At 52.8% G+C, this 25049-nt stretch carries 20 protein-coding genes; 16 read left to right on the top strand and 4 right to left on the bottom strand.

Features of this window, described 5'->3' with window-relative positions:
- Positions 1-125: 125 nt before the first annotated feature.
- Positions 126-422 carry a hypothetical protein gene (locus EXY20_RS32930; protein WP_167859692.1) on the top strand — a complete coding sequence of 99 codons (297 nt, stop codon included), beginning with the start codon at positions 126-128 and terminating at the stop codon, positions 420-422.
- Entirely contained in the window at positions 413-634 is a 222-nt protein-coding gene (locus EXY20_RS40525) for a hypothetical protein (RefSeq protein ID WP_328592612.1), read from the top strand. Before EXY20_RS32930 ends, EXY20_RS40525 begins: the two co-directional genes overlap by 10 nt.
- A 191-nt stretch (positions 635-825) precedes the next feature.
- Here the strand turns inward: EXY20_RS40525 and EXY20_RS32935 are convergent, their stop codons facing one another.
- Positions 826-1797, bottom strand: coding sequence for a cation diffusion facilitator family transporter (locus EXY20_RS32935; RefSeq protein ID WP_135556673.1), 972 nt, complete (start codon positions 1795-1797; stop codon positions 826-828).
- A 261-nt stretch (positions 1798-2058) separates the two neighbouring features.
- Here EXY20_RS32935 and EXY20_RS32940 point away from each other — a divergent pair, with 261 nt between their 5' ends.
- The 3 genes from EXY20_RS32940 to EXY20_RS32950 all read left to right on the top strand — a co-directional run bounded on the left by EXY20_RS32940 (position 2059) and on the right by EXY20_RS32950 (position 6606).
- Positions 2059-4287 (top strand): heavy metal translocating P-type ATPase, encoded by a 2229-nt coding sequence (locus EXY20_RS32940; RefSeq protein ID WP_407944949.1) that lies wholly within the window; start codon positions 2059-2061, stop codon positions 4285-4287.
- Positions 4288-4316: 29 nt separating this feature from the next.
- Positions 4317-5117: a hypothetical protein gene (locus EXY20_RS32945; RefSeq protein ID WP_135556674.1), complete on the top strand. Its 801-nt coding sequence runs from the start codon at positions 4317-4319 to the stop codon at positions 5115-5117.
- A 127-nt stretch (positions 5118-5244) separates the two neighbouring features.
- On the top strand, positions 5245-6606 hold the full coding sequence (locus EXY20_RS32950) for a plasmid pRiA4b ORF-3 family protein (RefSeq protein WP_135556675.1): 1362 nt from the start codon (positions 5245-5247) through the stop codon (positions 6604-6606).
- 349 nt (positions 6607-6955) lie between these two features.
- Here the strand turns inward: EXY20_RS32950 and EXY20_RS32955 are convergent, their stop codons facing one another.
- Positions 6956-7819: a helix-turn-helix domain-containing protein gene (locus tag EXY20_RS32955; protein WP_167859693.1), complete on the bottom strand. Its 864-nt coding sequence runs from the start codon at positions 7817-7819 to the stop codon at positions 6956-6958.
- Positions 7820-7968: 149 nt separating this feature from the next.
- Here EXY20_RS32955 and EXY20_RS32960 point away from each other — a divergent pair, with 149 nt between their 5' ends.
- The 6 genes from EXY20_RS32960 (at position 7969) to EXY20_RS32980 (ending at position 17418) form a co-directional block, all read left to right on the top strand.
- The gene (locus tag EXY20_RS32960) at positions 7969-10515 is read left to right on the top strand and encodes a GH116 family glycosyl-hydrolase (protein ID WP_167859694.1); all 2547 of its coding nucleotides are present in this window, start codon (positions 7969-7971) and stop codon (positions 10513-10515) included.
- 214 nt (positions 10516-10729) lie between these two features.
- Positions 10730-12094: a glucosidase family protein gene (locus EXY20_RS39310; protein ID WP_167859695.1), complete on the top strand. Its 1365-nt coding sequence runs from the start codon at positions 10730-10732 to the stop codon at positions 12092-12094.
- A 110-nt stretch (positions 12095-12204) separates the two neighbouring features.
- The gene (locus EXY20_RS32965) at positions 12205-12900 is read left to right on the top strand and encodes a GntR family transcriptional regulator (RefSeq protein WP_167859696.1); all 696 of its coding nucleotides are present in this window, start codon (positions 12205-12207) and stop codon (positions 12898-12900) included.
- Between the two features lie 20 nt (positions 12901-12920).
- Positions 12921-13706, top strand: coding sequence for an SDR family NAD(P)-dependent oxidoreductase (locus EXY20_RS32970; RefSeq protein ID WP_167859697.1), 786 nt, complete (start codon positions 12921-12923; stop codon positions 13704-13706).
- 60 nt (positions 13707-13766) lie between these two features.
- Positions 13767-14783, top strand: a complete 1017-nt coding sequence (gene allD / locus EXY20_RS32975; RefSeq protein ID WP_135556680.1) for an ureidoglycolate dehydrogenase — start codon at positions 13767-13769, stop codon at positions 14781-14783.
- A gap of 328 nt (positions 14784-15111) precedes the next feature.
- Complete coding sequence (locus tag EXY20_RS32980; protein ID WP_235886315.1) at positions 15112-17418, top strand: bifunctional diguanylate cyclase/phosphodiesterase; 2307 nt, start codon at positions 15112-15114, stop codon at positions 17416-17418.
- Between the two features lie 16 nt (positions 17419-17434).
- On the opposite strand, the gene EXY20_RS32985 is transcribed toward EXY20_RS32980, so the two are convergent.
- Positions 17435-18289: a helix-turn-helix domain-containing protein gene (locus EXY20_RS32985; protein WP_135556682.1), complete on the bottom strand. Its 855-nt coding sequence runs from the start codon at positions 18287-18289 to the stop codon at positions 17435-17437.
- A 145-nt stretch (positions 18290-18434) separates the two neighbouring features.
- Between EXY20_RS32985 and EXY20_RS32990 the strand changes: the two genes are divergently transcribed.
- Entirely contained in the window at positions 18435-19730 is a 1296-nt protein-coding gene (locus EXY20_RS32990; protein ID WP_235886316.1) for a Gfo/Idh/MocA family protein, read from the top strand.
- 24 nt (positions 19731-19754) lie between these two features.
- The gene (locus EXY20_RS32995; RefSeq protein ID WP_135556684.1) at positions 19755-21065 is read left to right on the top strand and encodes a DUF455 family protein; all 1311 of its coding nucleotides are present in this window, start codon (positions 19755-19757) and stop codon (positions 21063-21065) included.
- A gap of 59 nt (positions 21066-21124) precedes the next feature.
- Here EXY20_RS32995 and EXY20_RS33000 read toward each other — a convergent pair whose 3' ends face one another.
- Complete coding sequence (locus EXY20_RS33000; RefSeq protein ID WP_135556685.1) at positions 21125-21823, bottom strand: MerR family transcriptional regulator; 699 nt, start codon at positions 21821-21823, stop codon at positions 21125-21127.
- A 162-nt stretch (positions 21824-21985) separates the two neighbouring features.
- On the opposite strand from EXY20_RS33000, the gene EXY20_RS33005 reads away from it, so the two are divergent.
- From EXY20_RS33005 to EXY20_RS33015, 3 genes are read left to right on the top strand one after another with little or no spacing between them, the layout of a single operon-like run.
- Positions 21986-22480 carry a DUF6022 family protein gene (locus EXY20_RS33005; RefSeq protein WP_135556686.1) on the top strand — a complete coding sequence of 165 codons (495 nt, stop codon included), beginning with the start codon at positions 21986-21988 and terminating at the stop codon, positions 22478-22480.
- Between the two features lie 57 nt (positions 22481-22537).
- Positions 22538-23398, top strand: a complete 861-nt coding sequence (locus tag EXY20_RS33010; RefSeq protein WP_135556687.1) for an AraC family transcriptional regulator — start codon at positions 22538-22540, stop codon at positions 23396-23398.
- A 47-nt stretch (positions 23399-23445) separates the two neighbouring features.
- The gene (locus EXY20_RS33015; RefSeq protein ID WP_135556688.1) at positions 23446-24915 is read left to right on the top strand and encodes a sulfatase; all 1470 of its coding nucleotides are present in this window, start codon (positions 23446-23448) and stop codon (positions 24913-24915) included.
- Positions 24916-25049: the final 134 nt, after the last annotated feature.

Genomic DNA, 25049 nt, shown 5'->3' on the forward strand with positions numbered 1-25049 from the left:
CCTGCTCGCTGCCGGCGGGCACCTACAACGACGCCGTTGCGCTGGCGCTTGCGGGCGGCGACATTCCGGACATCATTTTCATCAACGGTACGGATATTGCCAACAAGTACGGACAACAAGGCGCGTTGCTCGAATTCAACACCGTTATCGACAAGATGCCGAATTTGAAAAAATTCTGGGAGAAGAATCCCGATGCCAAGAGGCGTGCGACGTCGCCGGAAGGCAAAACGTACATGGCCATCAATGACGGCCTGGGGTACAGCAACCAGCAAATCTGGATGTACCGTATGTACCAGGATTTGGACACCGGCGAAGTGAAATACGGTCAGGTGACGAGTCAATACAAGAAAATGATCGAGTATTTGAACAAATTCAACAAAGAAAACCTTCTGGTGGAGGAGAAGATTTCGCCTTGTTCCTGAAACAGGTTCCGGGCTGTTACTTTTGGCTGGGCTCGGGTCCCCAGGAACATGCGGATCAGGCCTACGGGCTGCACAGCCCCCGGTTTGTCGTTGACGAAGCCTGCATCCCGCTGGGAGCCAGGCTGCTGGCAGCCATTGGATTATCTCGATTAGGAGGTCCACTTCTGAAATCTGCGAGGTGCACGAAATTATATACGAAAAATCATATATAATAAAGGTTGGACCTGCCAATTCCGGCGATTATATGCGAAATTTCATACATAGTTCGCGATTTTAGCCTCATTTTTGAAAATATATATGAAAAATCATCTATAATCTCTGCACCCATCCGTTCTCACCAATTGGTCAACAGTTAATCGACAGCCACAAAAGATGGCCTATTTCGCAACTCCCTCTGCAGAAACTAATGATGGTGATGGGCGTGTGCATCGGGCGGGCTCGCTTTAATATGGCATAAAAGCTTGTCCTCATGCTTGTGTTTCTCCGATTCGACTTGTAACGTTACGTGGCGAATGTTGTTATGCTCCAGCATATGCTCGACTTTGTGCAATAAAGCTTCCGTCTCGTACACGGACTTGTTTCCGTCCACGACAATATGAGCAGTCAGGGCATGCATATTGCTTGTAATCGACCAGATATGCAGATCATGCACACCGTTGACGCCATCGACCTTCAAGATGACCTGCGCGATGTCCTCCACGTTCATATTGCGCGGCGTTCCTTCCATTAACACATGCATGGATGATTTGCTCACAAGATAGCCGCTGCGGAGTACCAGTACAGCAACGATGACACTGGCCAGCGGGTCGGCCCAGCCCCAGCCAAAAAACATCATAAGCAGAGCCACGGCAATTGCCCCTACTGAACCCAGCATATCGCTGATGACATGCAAGAAAGCACTGCGCATATTCAAATTATGCTCCGTATCGCCGCCGCGCATCATAATCCACGCAACCAGGATGTTGACCAGCAGCCCAATGGTACTGATGATCAGCATGCCGACCGTAGCGACTTCCGGCGGATTGGAAAACCGTTCCATCGCTTCGTAAAAGATGTAAAGGGAAATGCCGATCAAGGTTAACCCGTTGAGCGTAGCCGCCAGTATTTCAAAACGCCTGTACCCGTATGTTTTCCCTGTACTGACCGCTTTTTCGCCAAATTTGAAGGCGAGCAAGGCAATGGCCAAGGCAAGGGAGTCGGACAGCATATGCCCCGCATCCGATAACAGAGCCAAGCTGTTCGTAATAAACCCGCCTGCAGCTTCGATTCCCATATATGCCGTGATGACCACAAACGAAATCAGCAAAATCTTTTTGTTGTTGGCGGTATGCCCGTGGTCGTGACCATGACGATGGTCCTGATGATGTTCCGACATAGAAATTCCTCCAATATTTATATATGAACATGTATTCATATATTATTGTTGAACTCATTATAGATGGTTTAAAAAATCAATGTCAAGTCAAGTTTTGATTTTAATAGGGCGTGAGGAGATGGTAAATGATAAGGAAGCGAGTCGTTCATCAAAAAAGCGTTTGACTAAATATAGGGTACTGGGGTATACTAAATTCAAGAAAGCCATTGAAGAACAGGGATATGACGTGGGATAAGCGATTCGACAAAGGAGTGGAGCACGGTGGAAACAACAGCCGCCAAGACAAAACAGTCGTCTTTTCAAATAACGGGCATGACATGCGCTGCTTGCGCTAACCGGATTGAAAAAGGGCTTGGCAAGCTGCCCGGCGTAACCAACGCAACGGTAAACTTTGCGATGGAAACGGCCCGCGTCGAATATTCGGCGGGTGAAGTCACGATTGAGGATATGCAGGAAAAAGTCAAAAAGCTGGGCTACGAAGCTTTGGTCAAACAGGAGAATCGGGATGCGGGCGACCACCGCCTTCACGAGATTCGCCAGCAGAAGCTGAAATTGCTTGTCTCCGCGATTCTTTCTTTTCCGCTGCTGTGGACGATGGTGGGTCACTTCTCGTATACGTCTTGGATGTACACGCCGGAATTCCTGATGAATCCCTGGGTTCAACTTCTGCTGGCCACGCCGGTACAGTTCTACATCGGGAAGCAGTTTTATGTCGGCGCGTATAAGGCACTTCGGAATCGCAGCGCCAATATGGATGTTCTGATCGCGCTGGGTACATCGGCCGCCTATTTATATAGTCTGTACCTGACGATCGACTGGTATGCGGCCGGGGGTCAGATGCATCATAGCCCCGCGCTTTACTACGAAACCAGTGCAGTTTTGATTACTTTGGTTATCATGGGGAAGTTGTTCGAGGCGCTGGCCAAGGGCCGCACTTCGGAAGCGATCAAGTCGTTGATGGGGCTGCAAGCGAAAACGGCTCTGGTCGTTCGGCACGGCCAGGAAATCACGATCCCGGTGGAAGGCGTTATCGTAGGGGATGTCGTGCTGGTTCGCCCCGGCGATAAAGTCCCGGTGGACGGCCAAGTGCTGGAGGGCGTGTCATCGGTGGATGAATCGATGCTGACGGGCGAAAGCCTTCCGGTAGAGAAGAAGGCTGGCGATGCGGTCATCGGGGCTACCCTCAACAAAAACGGCATGCTGCGCATCAAGGCGACCAAAGTCGGCAAAGAAACCGCGCTTGCGCAAATTATTAAAGTCGTAGAAGAAGCCCAAGGCTCCAAAGCGCAGATTCAACGCGTAGCCGATGTGATTTCCGGCATATTTGTTCCGATCGTTGTAGGAATTGCGCTGGTGATGTTTCTGGTTTGGTACTTCTTCGTTACGCCGGGCGATTTTGCCCATGCTCTTGAAATTGCCATTGCCATTCTCGTGATTGCTTGCCCATGTGCGCTCGGTTTGGCTACGCCAACTTCGATTATGGCCGGTTCCGGCCGCGCGGCGGAGATGGGCATTTTGTTCAAGGGCGGCGAACATTTGGAGCAGACGCACAAGATCAATACGATCATTCTGGACAAAACCGGCACGGTCACCAAAGGCAAACCGGAGCTGACCGATGTGATCACGCAAGACAACGAAGCGGATTTCCTTCGACTTGTCGGCGCGGCCGAAAAAAATTCGGAACATCCGCTGGCGGAAGCGATTGTGGCCGGTATTGGAGCCAAACAAATCCAGCTGCCTGGCGCCGAATCGTTTGAAGCCGTTCCGGGCTACGGCATCAAAGCCGTAGTAGAAGGGCGCGAGCTGCTTGTCGGCACACGCCGCTTGTTGGAAACGTATAACGTGGATGCGAAGGCGGCTTATGAGCCGATGTCCCGTCTGGAGGAAGCAGGCAAAACCGCGATGCTGGTTGCCATCGACAATCGTTACGCCGGTATGGTCGCGGTAGCCGATACGATCAAGGAAACATCGAAAGCGGCGGTGAGCCGCCTGAAGCAAATGGGCATCGAGGTCATCATGATTACCGGCGACAACGAACGGACGGCCAAGGCGATTGCGGCTCAAGTCGGCATTGACCATGTGCGGGCGGAAGTGCTGCCGGAAGGCAAAGCCGAGGAAGTGAAAAAATTGCAGGCCCGGGGCAAAAAAGTGGCGATGGTCGGCGATGGCATCAATGATGCGCCGGCGCTGGCGACGGCGGACATCGGCATGGCCATCGGTACCGGAACGGATGTGGCGATGGAAGCAGCAGATGTGACCCTGATGCGCGGGGATCTGGCGAGCATCCCCGATGCAATCTACATGAGCCGCAAGACGATGGCCAATATTAAACAGAATCTGTTTTGGGCGCTGGGTTATAACACGCTCGGCATTCCGATTGCCGCAATTGGCTTGCTGGCTCCATGGGTGGCAGGTGCAGCAATGGCGTTAAGCTCGGTGTCGGTTGTCCTTAATGCGCTTCGCTTGCAACGTGTGAAAGTGCGCCACTAATCGGAACTTCGGAATGGAGCGAATCTACAATGAAAAAAACGATGACGCTTATGTTGGGCGGAGTGTTGGCTGTTGGCTTGCTGGCGGCTTGCAGTACGCCGAAGGAAAGTGCCGACGGACACGGCGGCTCCCATCAACGCGGAGCCTATCAAGCTTCCTTTTCGTTTGCATCAGGTGCAGCGAAAGCATCCGAAAACACGAAGCTGGCTATTCAGGTGACAGACGCCAACGGCAAGGCCGTCCAGGATTTTGAAATCAACCACGAAAAACTGATGCATCTGATCATCGTGAATAAGGATCTGTCTTTCTTCAACCATATCCATCCCGAATGGGACGGAAAAGGAACGTTCACGGTAGACACCTCGTTTCCAAGTGGCGGTGAATACAAGCTTTTTGCCGATTTTGTTCCGAAAGGCGGATCGGGCGCAACCCTGGGCGAATGGGTGAAAGTAGACGGAGAAACCAAACCGCAGGCAAGCGTCACAGCGGATGCGAAGTTGGTGAAGGTGGTGGACGGCAAAGAAGTCACGCTGGCGCTTGGCGGCACAAAGGCGAAAACTGAAGCCAAGCTGACTTTTACCGTCAAGAACGACAAAACGAAAGAAGGCATCAGCAATCTGGAACCATACCTCGGCGCTGTCGGGCACGTCGTCATTTTATCGGAAGATACCGAGCAATACCTCCATGTGCACCCTGTGGATGAAAAAGCGTCCGGACCGGAAGCGCAATTTATGACGACTTTCCCGAATCCCGGCACGTATAAAATTTGGGGGCAGTTCCGGCATCAAGGAAACGTCTTTACGGTCCCTTATGTCGTGGAGATTCAATAAAGCTGCTTTGTTTGTCTTTTTCAGACGCGGCGATCAACAACTTGAAGCTCTCAAGGATAACCTTGGGGGCTTTTTTCAATTTTGTCGTCTGATATAATGATCGTGATAGAACGTAGGAGGAAAGCAAATGAGCGCCAAACCCAAACTGGTCGTCACGGAAACGGAACCGACGCCGATTGTAAAGGATTTTATGACGTTCGCGGCATACGCGGAAAAGCACGAGATCCTGTTGACGAAAAAACTAAAATGGTTGCCACGCGCAGACTTGCAGTCCCTCAACAAGCTGATGACCGTTCCGGAACCGGAGGTTACGGATTACTCCGATCAGAAGGCCTATCCGCTGTTGACCCTGTTTCATCATCTGGCGCTGGCCGCGAAGCTGTTTCGCACGGAACCGCATTCAAGCGGCCAACAAATACTGCTCCCTACCGAGCGGTTGCCTTTGTTCTACAGCCTTACCCCCACGGAAAAGTATATTTCTTTGCTGGAAGCGTTTTGGGTCGATGCAGATTGGTCGACCATGACGATGACCCATAATAACATGGGGCTTCTGCTGGAGGTTCGCACGGTGTTCGAATATTTGGAGAATCTTCCTTCAGGGTGCCTGATTGATGGGAGTGGCGACGATGGCCAAAAACTTTTTCAACTTCGATGGCGATGGGGCTATTTTATCCATTATTTTCGGTATTTCGGATTCTGGGTGACGACGGCGAACAAAGCGCCGGCTATACCATCAAGATCCAAGTTTGACTATCCGCTGCAAACACTTGCTCCGACTAATTTGTTTTATACCCTCGGCATGGAGCTTATCAAGACCAGGGATTTGCAAAGCTGGAACGTGAATCTGCGGCGTGAATTAGGCGATTGGCGCGGTATTCCCGGAGAACCGTTCTGGGAATATGAAGATGAAGATGAAGATGAGAATCAAGATGAGAATGAAGTTGAAAATGAAGATGAAGATGAAGATGAAGATGAGAATGAAAATGATGATGAGTGGGTGGCGATAGATTTCGCTGAATCGCTGGTTCATCTTTTTCCTGAAGGCGAATTGACTCAATGGTTGCCAAGGCTAACCGGTAAGTTTTTTGATGGCACGTATACGCTTCAAGTAGTCGTCCGCCGAAACTGCTGGAGGCGGATTCGTCTCTCGTCGCATGCTACTTTATACGATCTGCACGCGGTGATTCAGCAGGCATTCGATTTCGACGATGACCATCTGTATGCTTTTTTCCTGGATGGAAAGAAATGGTCAACCAAGCGCGCGTTTTATTCGCCGGATGATGATGACGGGCCAGCTGTAACCGAGGCTTATCTGGGAGAATTGGATTTGTCGGTGGGGCAAACGTTTGTGTATGTGTTCGATTACGGCGCTGAATGGGTTTTCAAAATAACCGTCGAGAACAGTGAGCCGACCGACACGCATCAGTTGCAACCTCAAGTAATTGAATCGAATGGCGCAGCTCCCAGGCAGTATAGAGACTATGAGTAAGCATTTTTCGTTGCCGCGGCAGCACCGTGGACACTCTCACGGCATCATGCGGGGCCGGGCAACGAAAATAGCCCGTAAAAAATGGCTTATTTGCTCGATTTGGAGTGCTTCGTCGGAAATAGCCAGTGAAAACAGGGCTTATTTGCTCCGCCTGGCCCTCAAATCGGGCATTTAGCCGAAATACGCAGTGATTTCACTGGGTATTTTGGAAAGACTGTCCGTTTTAGGCGAAATAGGCAATAAAACATGGCCTATTCTACAAGACGTTTCATCGGAGCGGAGCGGTAGTGAAGCGGATGGGTCAGCTGGCGAGGAGACGGGAGCGGAGAGAGAGGGAGGGATTGACTTATCAAAATGGTCGCGTTTTCCTGTAGGCGCCCGGCCTTGTCCCCGTTGCGGACTTGAACGCCTTGGAGAAGTGATGAACGTCGGCAAAGCCGCAATATTCGCTCGTTTGCTGCAACGACCAACCGTCCTTCAACAATTCCTTGGCGTGCTCGATTCGAAGCCTCATCAAATACCGGTAGGGAGTCGTCCCGAAATGCCGCTTGAACAGTACGGAGAATCGGGACGGGGACAAGCTGGCTCTCCGGGCCATATCGTCGACGTTGATCGGGTCGGACAGATGAAAGGCGAAATAAGACGTGATCCAATTCAGGAAAGGCTGGGAGGCCAAGGCGGCAGGCTGCGGTTTCATGTACGTTTTAAATACGAGCGTCAACCATTCGTGAGCATGTCGATTGGCTTCCATGATGCCGATGTATGTCTGAAGCTGCCAGCACTCGATCATCTTCAACGTGACGTCCCTCAACTTGTTTTTGAGAGGCGCATTAATGTGGAACGGGATTTGCAAGTCTTCGCAATCGCGAAGCCTCGGCTGCATAAAGGAAGCATACGCAGACATGTCCAGTTGGCCGGGCTTCGTGACGAAACTGGTTTCCCGTTGCGGATTATAGAAGAAGTCCAGATGCACGTACGGATTGATCGTGTTGTCGAGCCCCCGGATCGTGTGAACGTCGCCCGGCTGAAGCAGGCAAAGATCGCCCGGTTCCACACGATTCGCGACTCCGCCGATGGTCACCTCGAACGTTCCTTCCTGCATGTAAATGATGACGTAATCGAGCAAATTGCGTTCGCCGAGAAAAAAGGGAGGGCGGATCGCATAGTCGGCGCTTCGAATAAAGGGAGTGATGACGTGCTCCGATAGTTTCACGCGAATTCTCCTGGCTGTGGCGTCTGCAAAACAATCGTTTTTGACATCAAATTCGCAACGATTATCCAATGGCATCCTGCTGCATTTCGATTACACTGTGCTCATGTGACAAGGGTAGTATACCATTTCGCAAAACGAGGTTAAAGCACATGAGAAAAACGTATATCGGCGAAAAATCGAGGGAAATCCGGTTTCCGCTCGGCGGAATCGGCAGCGGGTGCATCGGGCTTGCGGGCAACGGCCGGCTCGTGGATTGGGAAATATTCAATCGTCCGAACAAGAACAGTTTCAACGGTTTTAGCCATTTTTCCGCGAAGGCGGAAAGAGGCGATCAACTGCTGGACGCGCGTGTGTTGAACGGAGATTTGCGAGGCCATTACGTCGGTGAGTCGCTTCGGGCAGCCCCGTTGCATAGCGGATACGGCTTCGGCCCCGAGAGTCAGACGATGGCGGGAATGCCGCATTTTGCAGAGACGAGTTTTATCGGCGAATTTCCAATTGCCGAAATGACGTTCAAGGACGCGGCTTTCCCCGGGGATATCCGTCTGATGGCGTTTAACCCGTTCATTCCGTTGCAAGAGGACGATTCAAGCCTTCCCGCAGCGTTCTTCGAATGGGAAATCGCCAATCCGACGGAGGACCCGATTCGTTATACCGTTGCGTTATCGGCCGGCAATCCGCTTCCGACGCAGCAGGTATTTCAGCGATATGCCCAAATGAGCGCAACGGGCGATCGTACCCTGCATACGATTCAAACCGGTTCCAATCAATACAGCGCCGATCATGCCCTTTATGGTGATATTACCCTTGCGACGGACGCTGAAGATGTCAGCTATCAGGAATTTTGGTACCGCGGCGGCTGGTGCGATAATCTGGAAATGTTTTGGCGGGATTTCGCGCGCCCCGGCCCGCTGAACAACCGTAATTATCCCGAGAGCGAACCGCCTCCCGTCCGCAAGGATACGGCCACATTGGCGGCGCGAGCAGAGCTGCAGCCTGGCGAAAAAAAGACGTTCCGGTTTCTGATCGCCTGGAACTTCCCGAATGTAGAGAATGTCTGGAATCCGAACCCATCGGGCCCTAACGCGTGGACGAATTATTACGCCTCGCTGTTCGAAGATTCCCGCGCAACGTCCCGATATGCGTTCGAGCATTGGGCTCGTTTGTACCGCGAGACGCTGGCGTTCAAAACGGCTTTGTTCGAATCCACCTTGCCTGAAGCGGTCGTCGAAGCGGTATCCGCGAATTTGTCCGTTATCAAGACACCTACCGTACTGCGTCTGACCGACGGTTCGTTGTACGGATTTGAGGGAAGCATTGCGGATATCGGCAGCTGCGAAGGTTCTTGCACGCATGTCTGGAATTATGCATACGTTGTTCCGTTTTTGTTCCCTCGCTTGGAACGAAGCATGAGAGAGTTGGACTTCAAGCACAACAGGCGCGAAGACGGCCGTATGTCGTTCCGGCTGATGCTTCCGCCCGGCCGCAAACGAATGGATTTCCGGGCTTGCCCGGACGGGCAATTCGGCGGCGTGGTCAAAGCTTATCGGGACTGGAAAATCAGCGGCGACACGGAATGGCTCCGTTCGATTTGGCCGGACATCCAATCTTCGCTCACTTATGCCTGGGCGGAGTCAAACGAAGATCGATGGGACCCCGATCGGACAGGCGTGCTTTGGGGGCGGCAGCATCATACGCTCGATATGGAGCTTTACGGGCCGAACGCCTGGCTTACCGGCTTTTATTTGGCCGCGCTCAAAGCCGGCGCCGAAATGGCCGCCTGCTTGGGTGAAACCGCCGACGCGGAGCAGTTTCGCGCCATTTATGCGAAGGGCAGAACGTGGGTTCATGAACATTTATTTAACGGGAATTATTTTATCCAGCAAGTCGATCTTGGGGATCGTTCCTTGCTCGAACGCTTTGACGAGAAGACGGTCGGCGTTTATTGGAATGAAGAGCTTAAAGAGATCAAATACCAGATCGGGAACGGCTGCGGCATCGATCAAGTTGTCGCCCAATGGCACGCGAACCTTTGCGGGCTTGGGGACATTTACGATAAGGAGAAGACGCGCTCGGCGCTGCTGTCGCTGTACAAGCATAATTTCAAACCGAGCATGCGCGGGGAGGCAAACACCTGGCGAATTTATTCGTTGAACGACGAAGGCGGGCTCGTCATCTGCACATGGCCGGAGGGCGCCAACAAGCCCGCGATTCCGCTGACTTACAATTCGGAAACGATGACGGGCTTCGAGTACCAAGCGGCGGCGCATATGATCCAAGAAGGACTATTGAACGAGGGCTTGTCCGTCGTGAAAGCCATCCGGGATCGTTACGACGGAGAGAAGCGCAACCCGTGGAACGAGATCGAATGCGGAAGCAACTATGCGCGGTCGATGGCCAGCTACTCGCTTCTGCAAGCTTACGGCGGCTTCGAATACGACATGGCAGCGGGCAGGATCGGATTTCATCCGGCGCACATGCCCGAGAACGGCGTTTTTCGTATCCTGTGGTCGCTTGATCAGGCGTGGGGCGTATACGAACAAACGACGGAGAAGGCAACGATTACAGTAATTGCCGGGAAATTAAACCTTCACTCGATAAGCGTATGCAACAAAGTAAAGGCTTTCAAGCATGCTGTTACAGTCGATTCGGCAAATCCCTTGACGGTTTTGATCGAGCGGGATCATCTTAGGTAAGCCGTATACGGATTGAATAATCCATATTCGTAGTCATGATCATAGATGCATGCGACAAGGAACCGGGAAACCGGGTCCATTTTTTTTGTGCGGCAAGGCTTTGTCAGCGAATTTTATTGGTTCCATGCGTGTAAATGTCATTTCAAAATGGACGTTGATATATAACATCATCTGATATATCATAGAAATATCGCGCCACGAATAGGGGGAGAAGATGGCAATGGGCTCAATGGTTGAGCACATGGAATTTTTGAAACGACTTACGGAGAACGTTATTGAAGCTTCCCGCATACGTCCTGGCGCTAACCTGGCGGCCCAGTCGACGGGAGAACGCTTATTGAAGAACGGTGCGCCGCTCATTAATGAGACGGGTATCGTGTTGATTCGACCGGGCGGACTTCACAACTATCCGTCATTTTGGATTCGTGATTTTGCCATGTCTCTGGAATGCGGACTTATCGATGCAGATGAAGTAAAGCCCTTGCTGCTGCTGACCGCCTCCAGACAGAATGGAAGCGACGAGATCATGTTCGACGCGGCGAGGATCCCGCCGTTTGCCGTGCCCGATCACATCAATCTTGACGGGAAGCCTGTCTTCTATCCAGGCACATATAGTTCGGGCACTGATCAAGGCGGCGGGAGATGGGGAGTGTATCCGCCTTACTGCGATCATTATTACTTCATCGTCATGGCGTATGAATATGTGAAACAATCCGGCGATCTGTCGATACTGGCACATGCGATTAATGGTTATTCGTTGCTGGATCGCATTCAGGCTGCTTACGAGGTTCCATGGCAAGATTATGAGAACGGAATCGTGTGGACAGAAGCAGACATGAGGGCTGTAAACTTTGGTTTTGTAGATTCCGTAATTCAAACCGGCCATTTGCTGTTCTCCACCATTCTGAAATACCGAACGAGCCACATGCTGATCACCCTTTATGAGAGCGCCTTGCAATCGTCTGAAGCAGAATGGCCGGAGCAAACGGAACGGGCAGGGATATTGGAACGGTTAGACACACTGCGGGAGCAGATCAAGCTGCTCGAGCAACACGTTCCGCAAGTTTTTGACAATGGGGATGGCTGGCTGAAGGCAGCGACAGGGATAAGCGGGCAGGCCGATGTATGGGGGACTTGTTATGCGATCTATACAGGCTTGCTTCGAGGGGAGCCGCGACAGGCGGCGCTCGAGGTCATACGGGACAGCTATCTGAATGGGTCAACGAGCTGCAAAGGGAATGTAAGGCATGTGCCGACAACAGCCGAATATTCGGCAGCCTCTTGTTGGGAAAGCAGCTGGACCACGAAGAATACTTACCAGAACGGAGCCTATTGGGGGACGCCGGTCGGTTGGTATGCCTACGCATTAAATGAAATCGAACCGGAATTATGCCAACGATTCGTTCAGGAATACATAAGCGAATTGAAAGCGGGGGATTACCGAATAACGGGAGGCGAAGGATCGCCTTGGGAGTGCTTCCATCCCGAACATGCTTACCGGCAAGGCCCCGTTTATTTGACAAGTGTGGCGGTGCCATATGGCGTAATCAAACAAATTCACGAGCTGAATACCGGATAGGCTCAGAAATAATGAAATGGAGCTTGGGCCGGCAGTCATTTGACAGCATATATTATCTTATCTATCATGAGATTGATCCATATGGCTGGAAAAGGTTGAGGTGCTGCGCAATGAGCAACAAGCTGGAATCGCTCGACAAGGATTCATTGGGAGATCGGTCCGACATCAAGGAAATGGTATATCTCAAATTGAAACAAATGATCATGAAGCGGGAATTTACACCGAACGAACGCATTGATGCTGTCGAAATCGCCCGCCAATTCGGAATCAGTCGCACTCCCGTTCGCGATGCGCTGAATATGTTGGATGCCGAAGGCTTTATTACGACCGTATCCCGTCAAGGCATCTATGTCAAAGGCATCTATAAGAAGGACCTGATTGAGCTTTTCCAATATCGCAAAATGGTAGAACTGTTTGCATTGGATCAAGGATTTGAGCATTTGCGTCTTCATTCGGACAAACTCGTTGACATTCTGAACGATGTAGCATCCTATTTTGACTCGGAAAAATATGATGGCACTAAAGTGATGGAAGCGGATATTGCTTTTCATAAATTCATTGTTGACTCTACCGAGAACGACAGAATAATCGAATCTTACAAAAAGTTAAACGGTCACGTCCAAATGGCACGCGCTTATTATTTGCAAGATTTGCAGCGGATCCAACTTGCTCATAACGAACACCATAAATTTTTGGACGAAATGAGGAAAGGCAACAAGGAGCAAGCGAAAATCTGTTTGCAAGAACATCTGGATCAAACCTTGAACAATTTGTTGAAGATCATTGATATCTACAAAGTTTTTTGACAGCTAATGGAGGGATGAGCGTGGGCAGGTTAATGGGCAAGGTAGCCATTGTAACCGGAGGTTCGGCTGGAATCGGTGCGGCAATTGCCAAGCTATTCGCCAAGGAAGGCGCCAATATTGCCATTGCCGATCTGAACGAAGAACGGGGACACCAAGTGCTGCATGCCATAGAGAGCTATGGCGTCAAGGGAATGATGATCAAGGCCGACGCCGGGAATAAAGATGACGTGATCCGCACCGTCGATGAGACGTTAGCCAAGCTTGGAAGATTGGATATTATGGTCAATAATGCAGCCATTATCCATCAGGCCAGTGTTGTGAATACGCTCGAAGAGGACTGGGAGCGCATCATCCGGAACAATCTGACGAGCTGCTTTCTCGGCAGCAAGTATGCGGCTAAAGCGATGATCGATCAGAAGCAAGGCGGTCGCATCATTAATGTGTCCTCTATTCATGCCACCTTGTCGGAGCCCAATTGTTCAGCCTATACAGCCGCCAAGGGCGGCGTGGAAGCATTCACAAGAACACTGGCAACAGAACTCGCTCCGCACAAGATTACAGCCAACATATTGGCACCCGGGGCAACCTATACCGAATTGACGCTGCCGATGTACACGCCTGCCGTTAAAGAAGCGTTGTTCAAACGGGTTCCCTTGCAGGATATTGCCGAGCCTGAAGAGATCGCCCATGCCGCTTTATATTTGGCATCGGCGGAGTCCAGATATATGACGGGGTCTACGCTTACGATTGATGGCGGATATGTCATGGACGGCAGTTTGCCCGGAGCTGCATATTGGGAAAAGTGATCTCTTTTTTTGCAGGACATGATATATCAATTGATATAACCATTAAAGGGGAATTGCTGCATGGAAGAAAAGCTGGTTTCTCACCTCGAGCTGTTACAACTATGTATGAGTAAGTTGATCGACGCGGGAATTCCCGAGGAACACGCCAGAACAACGGCAAGCGTACTGGTACATGCCAATTTGCGAGGCGTCGATTCGCATGGCGTGATGCGTATGGAGCATTATATTCAGAAAATCAGTCAGGGCGGCATCCGGGCCAATCCGACGATTGCCACGAAACCGACTGGAGCGGTTACAGCGATCGTGGACGGCGACGATGGACTTGGGCACGTGATTGTCGATCAAGCCATGAAAACCGCCATTGATATTGCCAACAATCAAGGCGTCGGGATGGTCAGCGCAATCAACAGCAGTCATTGCGGGGCGTTGTCTTATTTCGTCAAGATGGCGGCGGACAATGGCATGATCGGGATCGCCATGACCAACACGGATAAGATGGTTGTTCCATTTGGCGGGAGCTCTGCCTATTTTGGAACGAACCCGATGGCCTTCGGTTTCCCTGCCGGGGTCAATCCGCCCATTATCCTTGACATGGCCACAAGCGCTGTCGCTTATGGGAAAATCCTTGGCGCACTCCAAGCGGGGACGCAAATTCCGTCAGACTGGGGAGTGGATCAACACGGGCAGCCGGTAACCGATCCCCGCGATTTTGCTGCCCTGCTTCCTTTCGGAGGAGCCAAAGGCTATGCGCTCGGCATGGTCGTTGATATATTTTCCGGCATACTGACAGGATCGCCTTATGGCCCTCATATCGCAAAGATGCACGGCGGCGATCTCGGCGAGAAACGGAAGCTGGGTCATTTTGTATGTGCCATTGATATCGCCAGGTTTACTTCCGGCCGTTCTTTCCGAAGCAATATCGATCAAATGATTGGCGAGATTCATGCCATCCCCCCGGCGGCAGGATTCCGTCAGGTCATGATCCCCGGCGAGCCGGAAAATTTGAAGGAAGAGCATCGACGGGAGCACGGAATACCGCTGCCTATCGAAATCTATAACTTTCTTGCTCAAAGGTGAGGCGCCGGTTCCCTCTGCCTGATTTGGCCAGTATTGTTTCGACTGTCGAGAGAACCTCGGCAGTCTTTTTTTTCTGTTTTTGCTAACCGCCTTGAAAATTAAGGCATTCTGTATATGATTAATGAGAAGGAAGATTGGAAATTCGACAACTTTCTCCATTTTTCGAGATGGAATCTGTGTGAAACCGAAAAGAGGGATTGCAGTGCATCACGTACACGGCACATATAATATGACATTGGTTCTGTTCTCCTATTTGGTTGCGTCGGTGGCTTCTTATACCGTTCTTGACTTGGTGGGCAGAATCAGCACAGCCAGAGGGGGATCCCGCTTGCTGTGGATTTTATTCGGAGCGGCCGGGATGGGGCTCGGAGTATGGTCGATGCATTTTGTCGGCATGCTCGCCTTTTCGCTAAGCATGTCCGTCACCTACGATTTGGTGAAAGTGCTGCTGTCCGTGGTAGTCGTAATCGCGGCTTCGTTCGCCGCCCTGTTCGTTGTCGGCCGCAGGCGGTTGACAGTGCCCCATCTGCTCGGAGGAGGAGTGCTGCTCGCGACCGGCATATCGGCGATGCATTACATCGGCATGGCGTCGATGCAGATCGATATTACGTACCAGCCCGTCGTCTTTGTGCTTTCCATCCTGATCGCGCTCGTCGCTTCGCTGGTGGCGTTCTGGTTGTCGTTCTATTTTCGCGACGGCAACGAGCGCATCATTGTCTGGAAGAAGCTCGGCAGCAGCCTCATCATGGGCGCCGCCGTAGCCGGCATGCACTACACGGGCATGTATGCGGCGCGGTTCCAGATGAGGGAGCCGTCGGCCGTCTCGCATGGCATCGTGCTGAACCATACATTTCTGCCTTATTTTATTGCGGGCGGCACGCTGCTGACATTGGGGCTGTCGATTCTCGGCATATTTATCTCCAACCGCTTCTCGCGCAAAGAGTCGAAGATCCTGCAGAACGAGAAGTGGTATCGCTCGCTGTTCGACAACAACCAGGACGGCATTATTTCGATCGACATGAATACTCGCATTATCGGTTTCAATTCGTCCGCTACCCGAATTACCGGCTTGTCGCACGAATGGTTTCTCCACGAGACGATCGCGAGTCTGCTTCCTCACATCGTAGAAGAGGAGCGCGAGCGCACGCGGGAATTGTTTCTGAAATCGCTCGAAGGCGTAACGCAGAACTATAACACCGCGATCATCCACCAGGACGGCCGCCGCGTCGAACTGAGCGTTGTAAACGTGCCGGTCGAATTGGACGGGCAAGTCGTCGGAACTTACATCATCGCCAAAGATGTGACGGAGGAAGCCGCGGCGAAGGAACGGATTCAACATTTGGCCTTCCACGACGAACTGACGGGTATGCCGAACCGCAGGATGTTTTATCAGGCGTTGAACGGGAGGATCGACAATCGGGCGGAGGGGCTTTCCGTTGCGGTGATCGACATCGACCGATTCAAACTGATCAACGATTCGCTTGGTCATACATACGGGGACATGTTTCTGCAGGAAGTAAGCCGCCGGATGGAGCGCTGCATCCACGGCGATGAGATTATGCTGGCCCGAATGGGCGGGGACGAGTTCACCCTGCTCGTCGACGGACGCTACGGAAAGGACGAGGTCGCGCGGTTCGCGGAGCGGATCATTGAGGACGTAGCGGTGCCTTACCGGCTGAAGGAGAACGATTTCTACGTGACGGCGAGCATCGGCATCGCCATGTATCCGCAGGACGGAGAAGACGCGGTCCAACTGCTCAAGAACGCCGATACCGCGATGTATGAAGTCAAAAAGAATGGCAAAAACGGGTATCAGTTCTACACGGGCGAGTTGAACGAGCAACTGCAGGAGAAGATCGAGCTGGAAGCGGACCTCAGGCAGGCAATTGTGCGAAATCAGTTTGTTCTCGACTACCAACCGCAAATCCGGGCGGATGACGGCCAGATGATCGGCGTCGAGGCACTCGTCCGCTGGCACCATCCATCCAAGGGGATTCTTTCGCCCGGCCTGTTTATTCCGATCGCCGAAGAGACGGGCATTATCTATGAACTCGGCACATGGGTGCTGCGTGAAGCATGCCGGCAGATGAAGAAGTGGCATGATGCGGGCGGGCCGCTGATTACGGTATCGGTTAATCTGTCGTCCCAACAGTTTCATCAGCCGAATTTGTCGTCGTACGTAAAAGGGATTCTGGAAGAGACGGGCCTTGCGCCGCATTACCTGGAGCTGGAAATCACGGAAAGCATGATGATGGATCCCGTGGTGTCGACGGGCATCCTGAACGAACTGACGGATTACGGCATTCGGATCAGCCTGGACGACTTCGGGACGGGATATAGCTCCCTCAGCTACCTGAAGCTATTGCCGATCCACAAGCTCAAGATCGATCGTTCCTTTATCCGCGACATTACCGAGAATCGGAATGACCAGGCCATCGTATCCACCATTATATCCATGGCGCAGCATTTGAATATGGATGTCATCGCGGAAGGGATCGAGACGAAAGACCAACTCGATATTCTCATGGACAACGACTGCAGCAAAATCCAGGGCTATTACTACAGCCGGCCGCTTCCCGCGGCAGAGGTGGAAGAGGCGTTCTTCGTTCCCATGCGAAACGATTCCGGGAAATGACGCTGTTATTGTGGCATCAAGTATTCCTGCGATAAACATTCGGAGCTACGCCGACATACTTTTTGAACAGGCGAGAGAAGTAGAAAACATCCTTATAACATAGCGCATTGGAAATATCCTTCATTTGCAACTCGGTATGGACAAGCAATTTTTTGGCTTCGGCGATCTTTAACCGATGGATGTATTCATTCAAAGGAAACCCCGTATACTGACTGATGATCCTGCGCAAGGAAGGAACAGACAAGTGATGGCGTGCGGCTAATTTGGCTGCGTCAAGCGGTTGGAATAACGTATCGGAAATATCGAGCATCAATTGGGTGACCCGCTGTTTGCCTTCACTTTGCCGGGAGCGGCGTGATTGGAGGATCCATTCGAATAGAATCGATTCCAGCAATAAGGAAGCGCGATCCGCGTTGGAGGGAACGCCGCTGTCCATTAGCATGAGGATCAATTCCAATTTGCCGATTGTCGCCTCGTCCCATCCAACATGTTGCACGGTTTCCGTTTGAAATAACCAATCCTCCAACCATTCTTGAACGCGGCTTCCCTCGAAGCGAATATAATACTCGTCCCAATTCCCGCCCTCTTCAGGCCCGTAATGAAAATACGCATGGGGAAAAACGAAAAACAAACTTCCCTTCTCCACCGGCTGCACGATTCCCCCGTCGACCTGGTAAGTGCCGCGGCCGCCCGCGATATACCCGAAAGCCCAACTGTCGAAGGTCACTTGCTTTCGCCGAAGCGTCCTCCCCGGCAAATGCCCCATCTCGGTTATTATGAGCGACTTCACGCTCAGCTTCGATTTGTCTACTTTGAGATCGGCGATGCTTATGGGCTGCGGGCTGATCATATAGTCCATAAACTTAACCATTCGGTGTATTCCCTCCAGGTGCAAATGTAATTATCATTGGAGATATACAAAGGTTCATCACTTGTTTTATACTTTCGATTTTAATTATATGAAACATGCGTGAATGAACTTGAACAACTCAAATTATAAGGGAGATAGAACGCAAATGGAACGCAAGAACCGGCAAATTACCGCCGTAATTGTAGGAGCGGGACATCGGGCGCTCATTTACGCTTCTCTGGCAGAGCTTCATCCCGAACAATTGCAAATTGTGGGTGTGGTCGATCCGGATCCGATTCGAAGGGAACGGACGGCAAACAAATTCAAGCTTGCTCCCGAAGCGCAATTCGAATCGACCGAGCAACTGGTCCGGCTTGCAGGGAAGATCGCTGACGCCGCAATTAATGGAACGATGGACGCGCTCCATGTAGAAACGACGCTTCCCTTGCTTGAAGCCGGATATGATGTGCTGCTGGAGAAGCCAATCGGCACGTCGGAGGAGCAAGTATTGGAGCTGCTTGAGGTTGCCCGGCGCAATCGGCGCACCGTCATGATCTGCCACGTATTGCGTTACGCCCCGTTCTATGCCGAAATCAAGAAGCGGGTTCAGGCGGGCGTGATTGGGGATATTCTTACGATGCAGACCGCCGAGAATATCAGCTATCACCATATGGCGGTGGCGTTTATACGCGGCAAATGGAGCAGTGAAGCGAAGTGCGGGTCGTCTATACTCATGTCGAAATGCTGTCATGATTTGGATTTGCTTGCCTGGATGAAAGGAGAAGTTGCTCCTGCCTGGGTCAGCAGCTTTGGCGCATTGACGTATTTTCGCCCGGATCGCGCGCCCGAAGGGGCGGGGGAGCGTTGTTTGGACTGTGCGATCGAGCCGGCTTGTGTCTACTCGGCGAAGAAGCATTACATCGAGCAAGAGCGATGGAGCTCATACGTATGGCCGCATCATCATTTGGGCATTACGACTTCGCACGAACGGCAAATGGAATCGCTGCTCACGGATAATCCGTATGGGCGCTGCGTCTGGAAATGCGATAACGATGTAGTCGACCATCAATCGGTTGCCGTTCAGTTCGCAGACGGCTCGACGGCGACGCACACCTTGACCGGAGGAGCTTCGAAGCCCAGCCGGCGTATCCATTTGATCGGGACTGAAGGAGAGATCGAAGGCGTGATGGAGGACGGTTATTTCGTGATACGTCGTCCCGACCCGCGGAAAGGGCACGAATATTCGGAAGAGCGTGTCGCCATTAATGTTTCGCGTGACATGCACGGCGGAGGCGATATTCGTCTCATTGAAGATTTCGTCCGCGTGCTTCGCGGGGAAACTCCTTCCCTCTCCTCAACCGCCCTGGAATGCTCCATCAACGGGCATTTGATCGGATTTCGGGCAGACAGGTCGATGGCGGAGAAAACCGTTGTGAAAATCCCGGAAGTTGACGTTCAATAATTTGGCTAAGGAGTTGGCGTGAAAATGGAGCGTTTCGCGGAACAAACGGTATTTATTCGCGATGTGGAAACCGCCAGTCAATTGATGCGCCGTTATTATTGCACGGTGAAGGAAACGATGCGGGCGATGGCCGGTTATTTGCCTGCCATGAAGATGTGGCCAGCCAAAAAAATGCTGGCCCGGCATATCTGGTTTGACGCCATGCATGCGGATCTGCTCAGGTCCAGAACATTGGACTTGCGTTACCCGAGAGTCGATGTCGATAACCAATCCGACATTTATTTGATCCGGTTCCTCCGCCAGTTGCCGACGGCGTCATCGGACGAGCAATTTCTTGTGCATGTCTATCTCGTCATTAAGCCGATGCTGCTGGTCGCTCTCAAGGAATATTTGGCGGAAACGGATCCGCTCGACGACGCGCCGAGTCATGCCTACTTGAAACGGATCGTGACAGAGCTTGACGAACAACTGCAGGAAGCCGGGCAAGTAATCCAGCAGATCCCTGTCGATTCCGCGGCTATTGCGAAGTACCGGCAAGAATATGAGCAACTGATCGGCGGATGCGGAGGCGTTCACGGTCCGGATCGAGACAACGGGTTCGCGGTTCCGGCAAAGCGGTACGAGCTTCCGATGGAAGGCGGCCGCGACGCCTCGTGGGAGCCCGCAGTCATGCAGGTCCCCCCGCGCGATCCGCAGAATGTGCTGGAACAACGGCTCTGGATCGCGATCGATCATGCCAATGAAGTATGGGCCAGCGAAACGGCGGCCGCCCTCATTTGGGAGTATGAAGATATGCCGTGGAACTTGTATTTTAACGCGGCGCGGTGGACTTACGACGAAATGCGCCATGCGATGATGGGCGAGCAACGGTTGAAAGAGTTGGGCTTCGAAATGGGTGTCGATGTTCCGATGGTTCCGGATCATTGGCGAGCGTTCCGGGAAAGAGGGGTTCTGTCCTTGCTTCTGCTGGTGCATGGGCTGGAGCAGAAAGGTCCTTTGCATAAATCCAAGCTGAAACAGGAGCTATTTAAAGTAAACGACATTACCGGAGCGCAAGATTGCGATTACGATTGGGCGGATGAATCGAATCATATTTCGTTCGGACTGGCGTGGATCAAAGCGGTAGTCCCGGATTGGGACAAAGAGCGGATCATGGAAAAAACGCAGCAAATCGTAACCGAGTGGGTGGGGTGGATCCGGCATAAGCATGCAAGCGGCGAGCACGGCTACGAGAAATTTATGGAACGCATCGAGGCGAAAACGAAGTCGTACGCGGACAGTGAGAAACGGATCCAGGCGGATCCGACTCATCTGGCCAAACAACGGGGATTGTAGCGGAACAATTCCCGGCCAGAACAAGAGTCGATCCATTTTATCCGATCGTTGCGGCAGCCTCAGTCCAATGTGTCAATCAAGCGTTGCAAAAAGTAAATTCCCCGCATCTGGAGCGTGATCGTTTTGTTCAAATAAGCCTGGATCCGATCGGCCAGCTTCCTCGCATGTCCGATGTTTTGCGGATCCAGGAGCGCTATGGAATGCTTTAAATTTACGGTTTCCGCGGAATAAGCGGCGCCCTGCAGCACTTGAATCATCCTGATTTTAACAAGATGCGCTTCGTTATAGAGACGGTAGTCGTTGTCCGGCGCCCGCCCGGCGGCGAATAAACCGCTTTTCTCCCAGTAGCGGATGGCCGATCTGGAAGCGCCCGTCCGTCTGGAAGCCTCGCGGATGCTGAACGATTGGTTAAAGTTGCAAGCTTGGCTGCCTTCCGCATACGATTTCAACTCGTTTGCCAGTTGATCCAAACTCGTTTTATCCCCATGAAGCGCGACCTCCCGATCCCTGACGATCCATAATGCGTCATCCAACTCATTTCGTTGAAGACGATGCAGCACCTCGCCGGCAACTTCCATGCCGAATGCGGCAGCCATGGCTTGCAAGCATGCCAGATAAGCCTCATGCCGCTCCGTAAATAGGCGGTATCCGTTTGCGGTTCGCTCCGCAGGCGGAATTAATCCCTTCGCTTCGTAGTTCCGCAAGGTGTTGGCGCTGATCCGGTACTTTGCTGCCAACTGTTTTGGCCGAACCTCCATTTTGTTCCCCCTTGCAGAATTGGATAAAACCATAAAGTGCTTTGAAATATTTTTCGGGATGCAAGCTTAATTTCCTGCCAATAAATCTGCTGTACCTTCCCATTTGCTTAAATGTTGTACGATGGAGGTAATTCATTTTCAATTTTCAGGGAGGAGTATAAAATGATCATGAAACCTGTATTCCATTGCGACATGACGATCGAGGAGATTGGCGGGGCCGGCAAATCGTATATCGAATCGGCTTGGAAGGCATTATACGATTCGTTGCATGAGCAGTTGACGGCCGCTTTTCGCGAAATCGAGGATGCGGCTTACGGGCTTTATTTGGACCAGTTGATGCCCGCGTTATTTGACAGCCTGGAAGACGCCGGTTTCGAAACAGCGGAGCCGCTCGAGGAGCATGACTTCGTCATTGGGAAACGGCTGTTGTTTCGCCATTCGCTTGAAAAATGGGGGACCGAGGACAACAGATCCCGTGTGTTCTGGAATGTTGTCCGCAGAAAGAGCGACCAACAACCCATCGGTACGTTATTGACGGAGATTCCGCATTCTCACCTGAAGTTCGACATTCCGGCGGCACCTGAACTCTATCCGGTGAGAGAGCACGGAAAGCAACAAATCGCGCAAGAGATTCGACGGATCAAGGAGCAAAAGTAATGGCGAGTGCCGCGAGTTGCGCGGCGCTTTCACAACGAGTCGCAAGGAGCGGTCGGGATGTCGGTTACGGTGCAAGACACGATGCGCATGTCCATATTCCGGGTGGAGCAAGTCCGGTACGAATCGCGCCAATTCGTATCCGACCCGCAAGGATGTTACACGATTTCCTATGTGTGCGAAGGGCAGGTGGAGACGACGTGCTCCGGCGTCACTCATATCGCCGGAAGCGGCGATGTGATGATTCACCCCCCGCACGTTCCTTTCGAAGTGCGCGCCCGCCAGCCGGGGGAGCATCTGTTCGTGAATTTGGCGTTGAAGGTGCTGGACGAAGTCGATTTTGTCCGTCTCGCTTCGCTCAAGCGGATCATTCCGATTCGCGACAGGCAGGCGTATCAGGCTGCATTCTTCCGCCTGCAGCAAGCCTGGCTGCTGCCGGACTCGATGCTGCGCGAGACGAGAACGTTCGCGGCCGCCCTGGAGCTGCTCGCCGCGCTGATTGAAAGCAACACGGACAGCGACGAGGAGCGCGTTGTCCTGCATCGCCATGCGGAAGGCCGTCTGGCCGGCATCGTCGAAGCGATGGGCGAACGGCTTCACGAGAAGTTGACCGTCCAGGATCTGGCGAATCTCGTCCATTGGCATCCGGCTTATTTTCAGCGCAAATTCCGTTTGGCCTATGGGGTCAGTCCGATGGAAATGCTGCACAAGATGAGAATGCGCCAGGTCGTCCGTTTGCTGGAGGACCCCGACTATACGCTCGACCGCATCGCCGCCGACTGCGGCTATTACGACGCGGCCCACCTGAACAAGGCGTTTCGGCTGCAGCACCGGATGACTCCCGGGGAATATCGCAAAAGCTTGCGTTTTACCAAAAACAGCTTCGATTTTACATGGCGCGGAAACCTCGATCGCACGTAAGGTTAGGAGGAAAGCCGATCATCCATTCTCCTGCGAAGAGGTGCGTCATGAGGATCGTTTACCTGGATCTCGATTCGACAAGACCCGACCATTTGGGCTGCTACGGGTATCGCCGCAACACATCGCCCCACATCGACCGCATCGCCCGGGAGGGCGTTCTGTTCACCAATTATTATACGTCGGACGCGCCCTGCTTCCCGTCGCGCACGGCGCTGACGACCGGCCGCTTCGGCATCCATAACGGCGTCGTCGGACACGGGGGAACGGCAGGCGACCCCCGGCTCGAAGGCGCCTCGCGCCAGTTCAAGGATCGCTGCGCGAGCGACAACCTCGCCTCCGTGCTGAAGGCGAACGGATTCCGCACGGCGCTCGTCAGCCCGTTCGGCGAACGTCATTCCGCCTGGACGTTTTATGCCGGGTACCACGAGATGTACAACACCGGCAAGGGCGGCCAGGAATCCGCCGAAGAGGTGACGCCGACCGCGCTGCGCTGGATCGAACAGAACGCCAAGGATGACAATTGGCTCCTCTACGTCAACTATTGGGATCCGCATACGCCGTATCGCGTGCCGCCCGAGTACGACAACCCGTTCCGGGACGAGCCGCTTCCCGAGTGGCTGACGGAGGAAGTGCACGAGCGGCACAAGCGCAAACCCGGCCCCCACAGCGCGCTCGACATGTGGATGTACGGCAATGTCAACGATAGGAACATGTTGAAGTATCCCCGGTACCCCGGCGAGTTGACGGATATGGACACGCTTCGTCAGGCGATCGACGGCTACGACGTGGGCATCCGCTATATGGACGAGCATATTGGGCAATTGTTCGAGGCGTTCCGACGGCAAGGCGTCATGGACGATCTGGTCGTGATCATCAGTGCGGATCATGGCGAAAATATGGGCGAGCTTGGCATCTACGGCGAGCACGGCACGGCGGATCAGGCGACTTGCCGGATTCCGATGATTATTCGCTGGCCCGGTCTGACATCGGGTACTGCCGATCACGGGCTGCATTACCATCTCGACCTTGGTCCGACCTTGACCGACATGCTTGGCATCGGCGCTCCCGCATCGTGGGACGGAAGCAGCTACGCCGGTTCCATCCGGGAAGGCGGCGATACCGGCAGGGACTATCTGGTCGTATCGCAATGCGCCCATGTATGCCAACGCAGCGTTCGCTTCCGGGATTACTTGTACATTCGCACCTATCACGACGGCTATCATCTGTTTCCGCAGGAAATGCTGTTCGACGTGAAGCATGACCCGCACGAGCAGCACAATCTGGCCGCGGAGCGCCGCGATTTGTGCATGGAGGCGGTGTATTGCCTGAACGAGTGGCACGACCGGATGATGAGCACGATGCCTTTCGACAACGACCCGCTGTGGACGGTGATGAAGGAAGGCGGGCCGTTTCACGCAAAAGGGCATTTGGCGCGTTATGTGAAGCGGCTGGAGGAATCGGGGCGCGGGGACGCCGTTCCCGAGCTGCGCAGCAGGCATCCGCGGGAGTTTGCGTGATGGTTGTGTCACAGGAGCGTTGCTTCACCTGCTTCGACGTTCGGCTTGGATCGCCCCAAGCCGCGTCGGCTGCCGACGGCTCGTCGAGCGTCCAGACAAACGCCCCGCGGCCTTCATATGCTGTATGGTGCATC

This window comes from Paenibacillus cymbidii (assembly GCF_004764705.1).
Lineage (GTDB): Bacteria > Bacillota > Bacilli > Paenibacillales > NBRC-103111 > Paenibacillus_AN > Paenibacillus_AN cymbidii.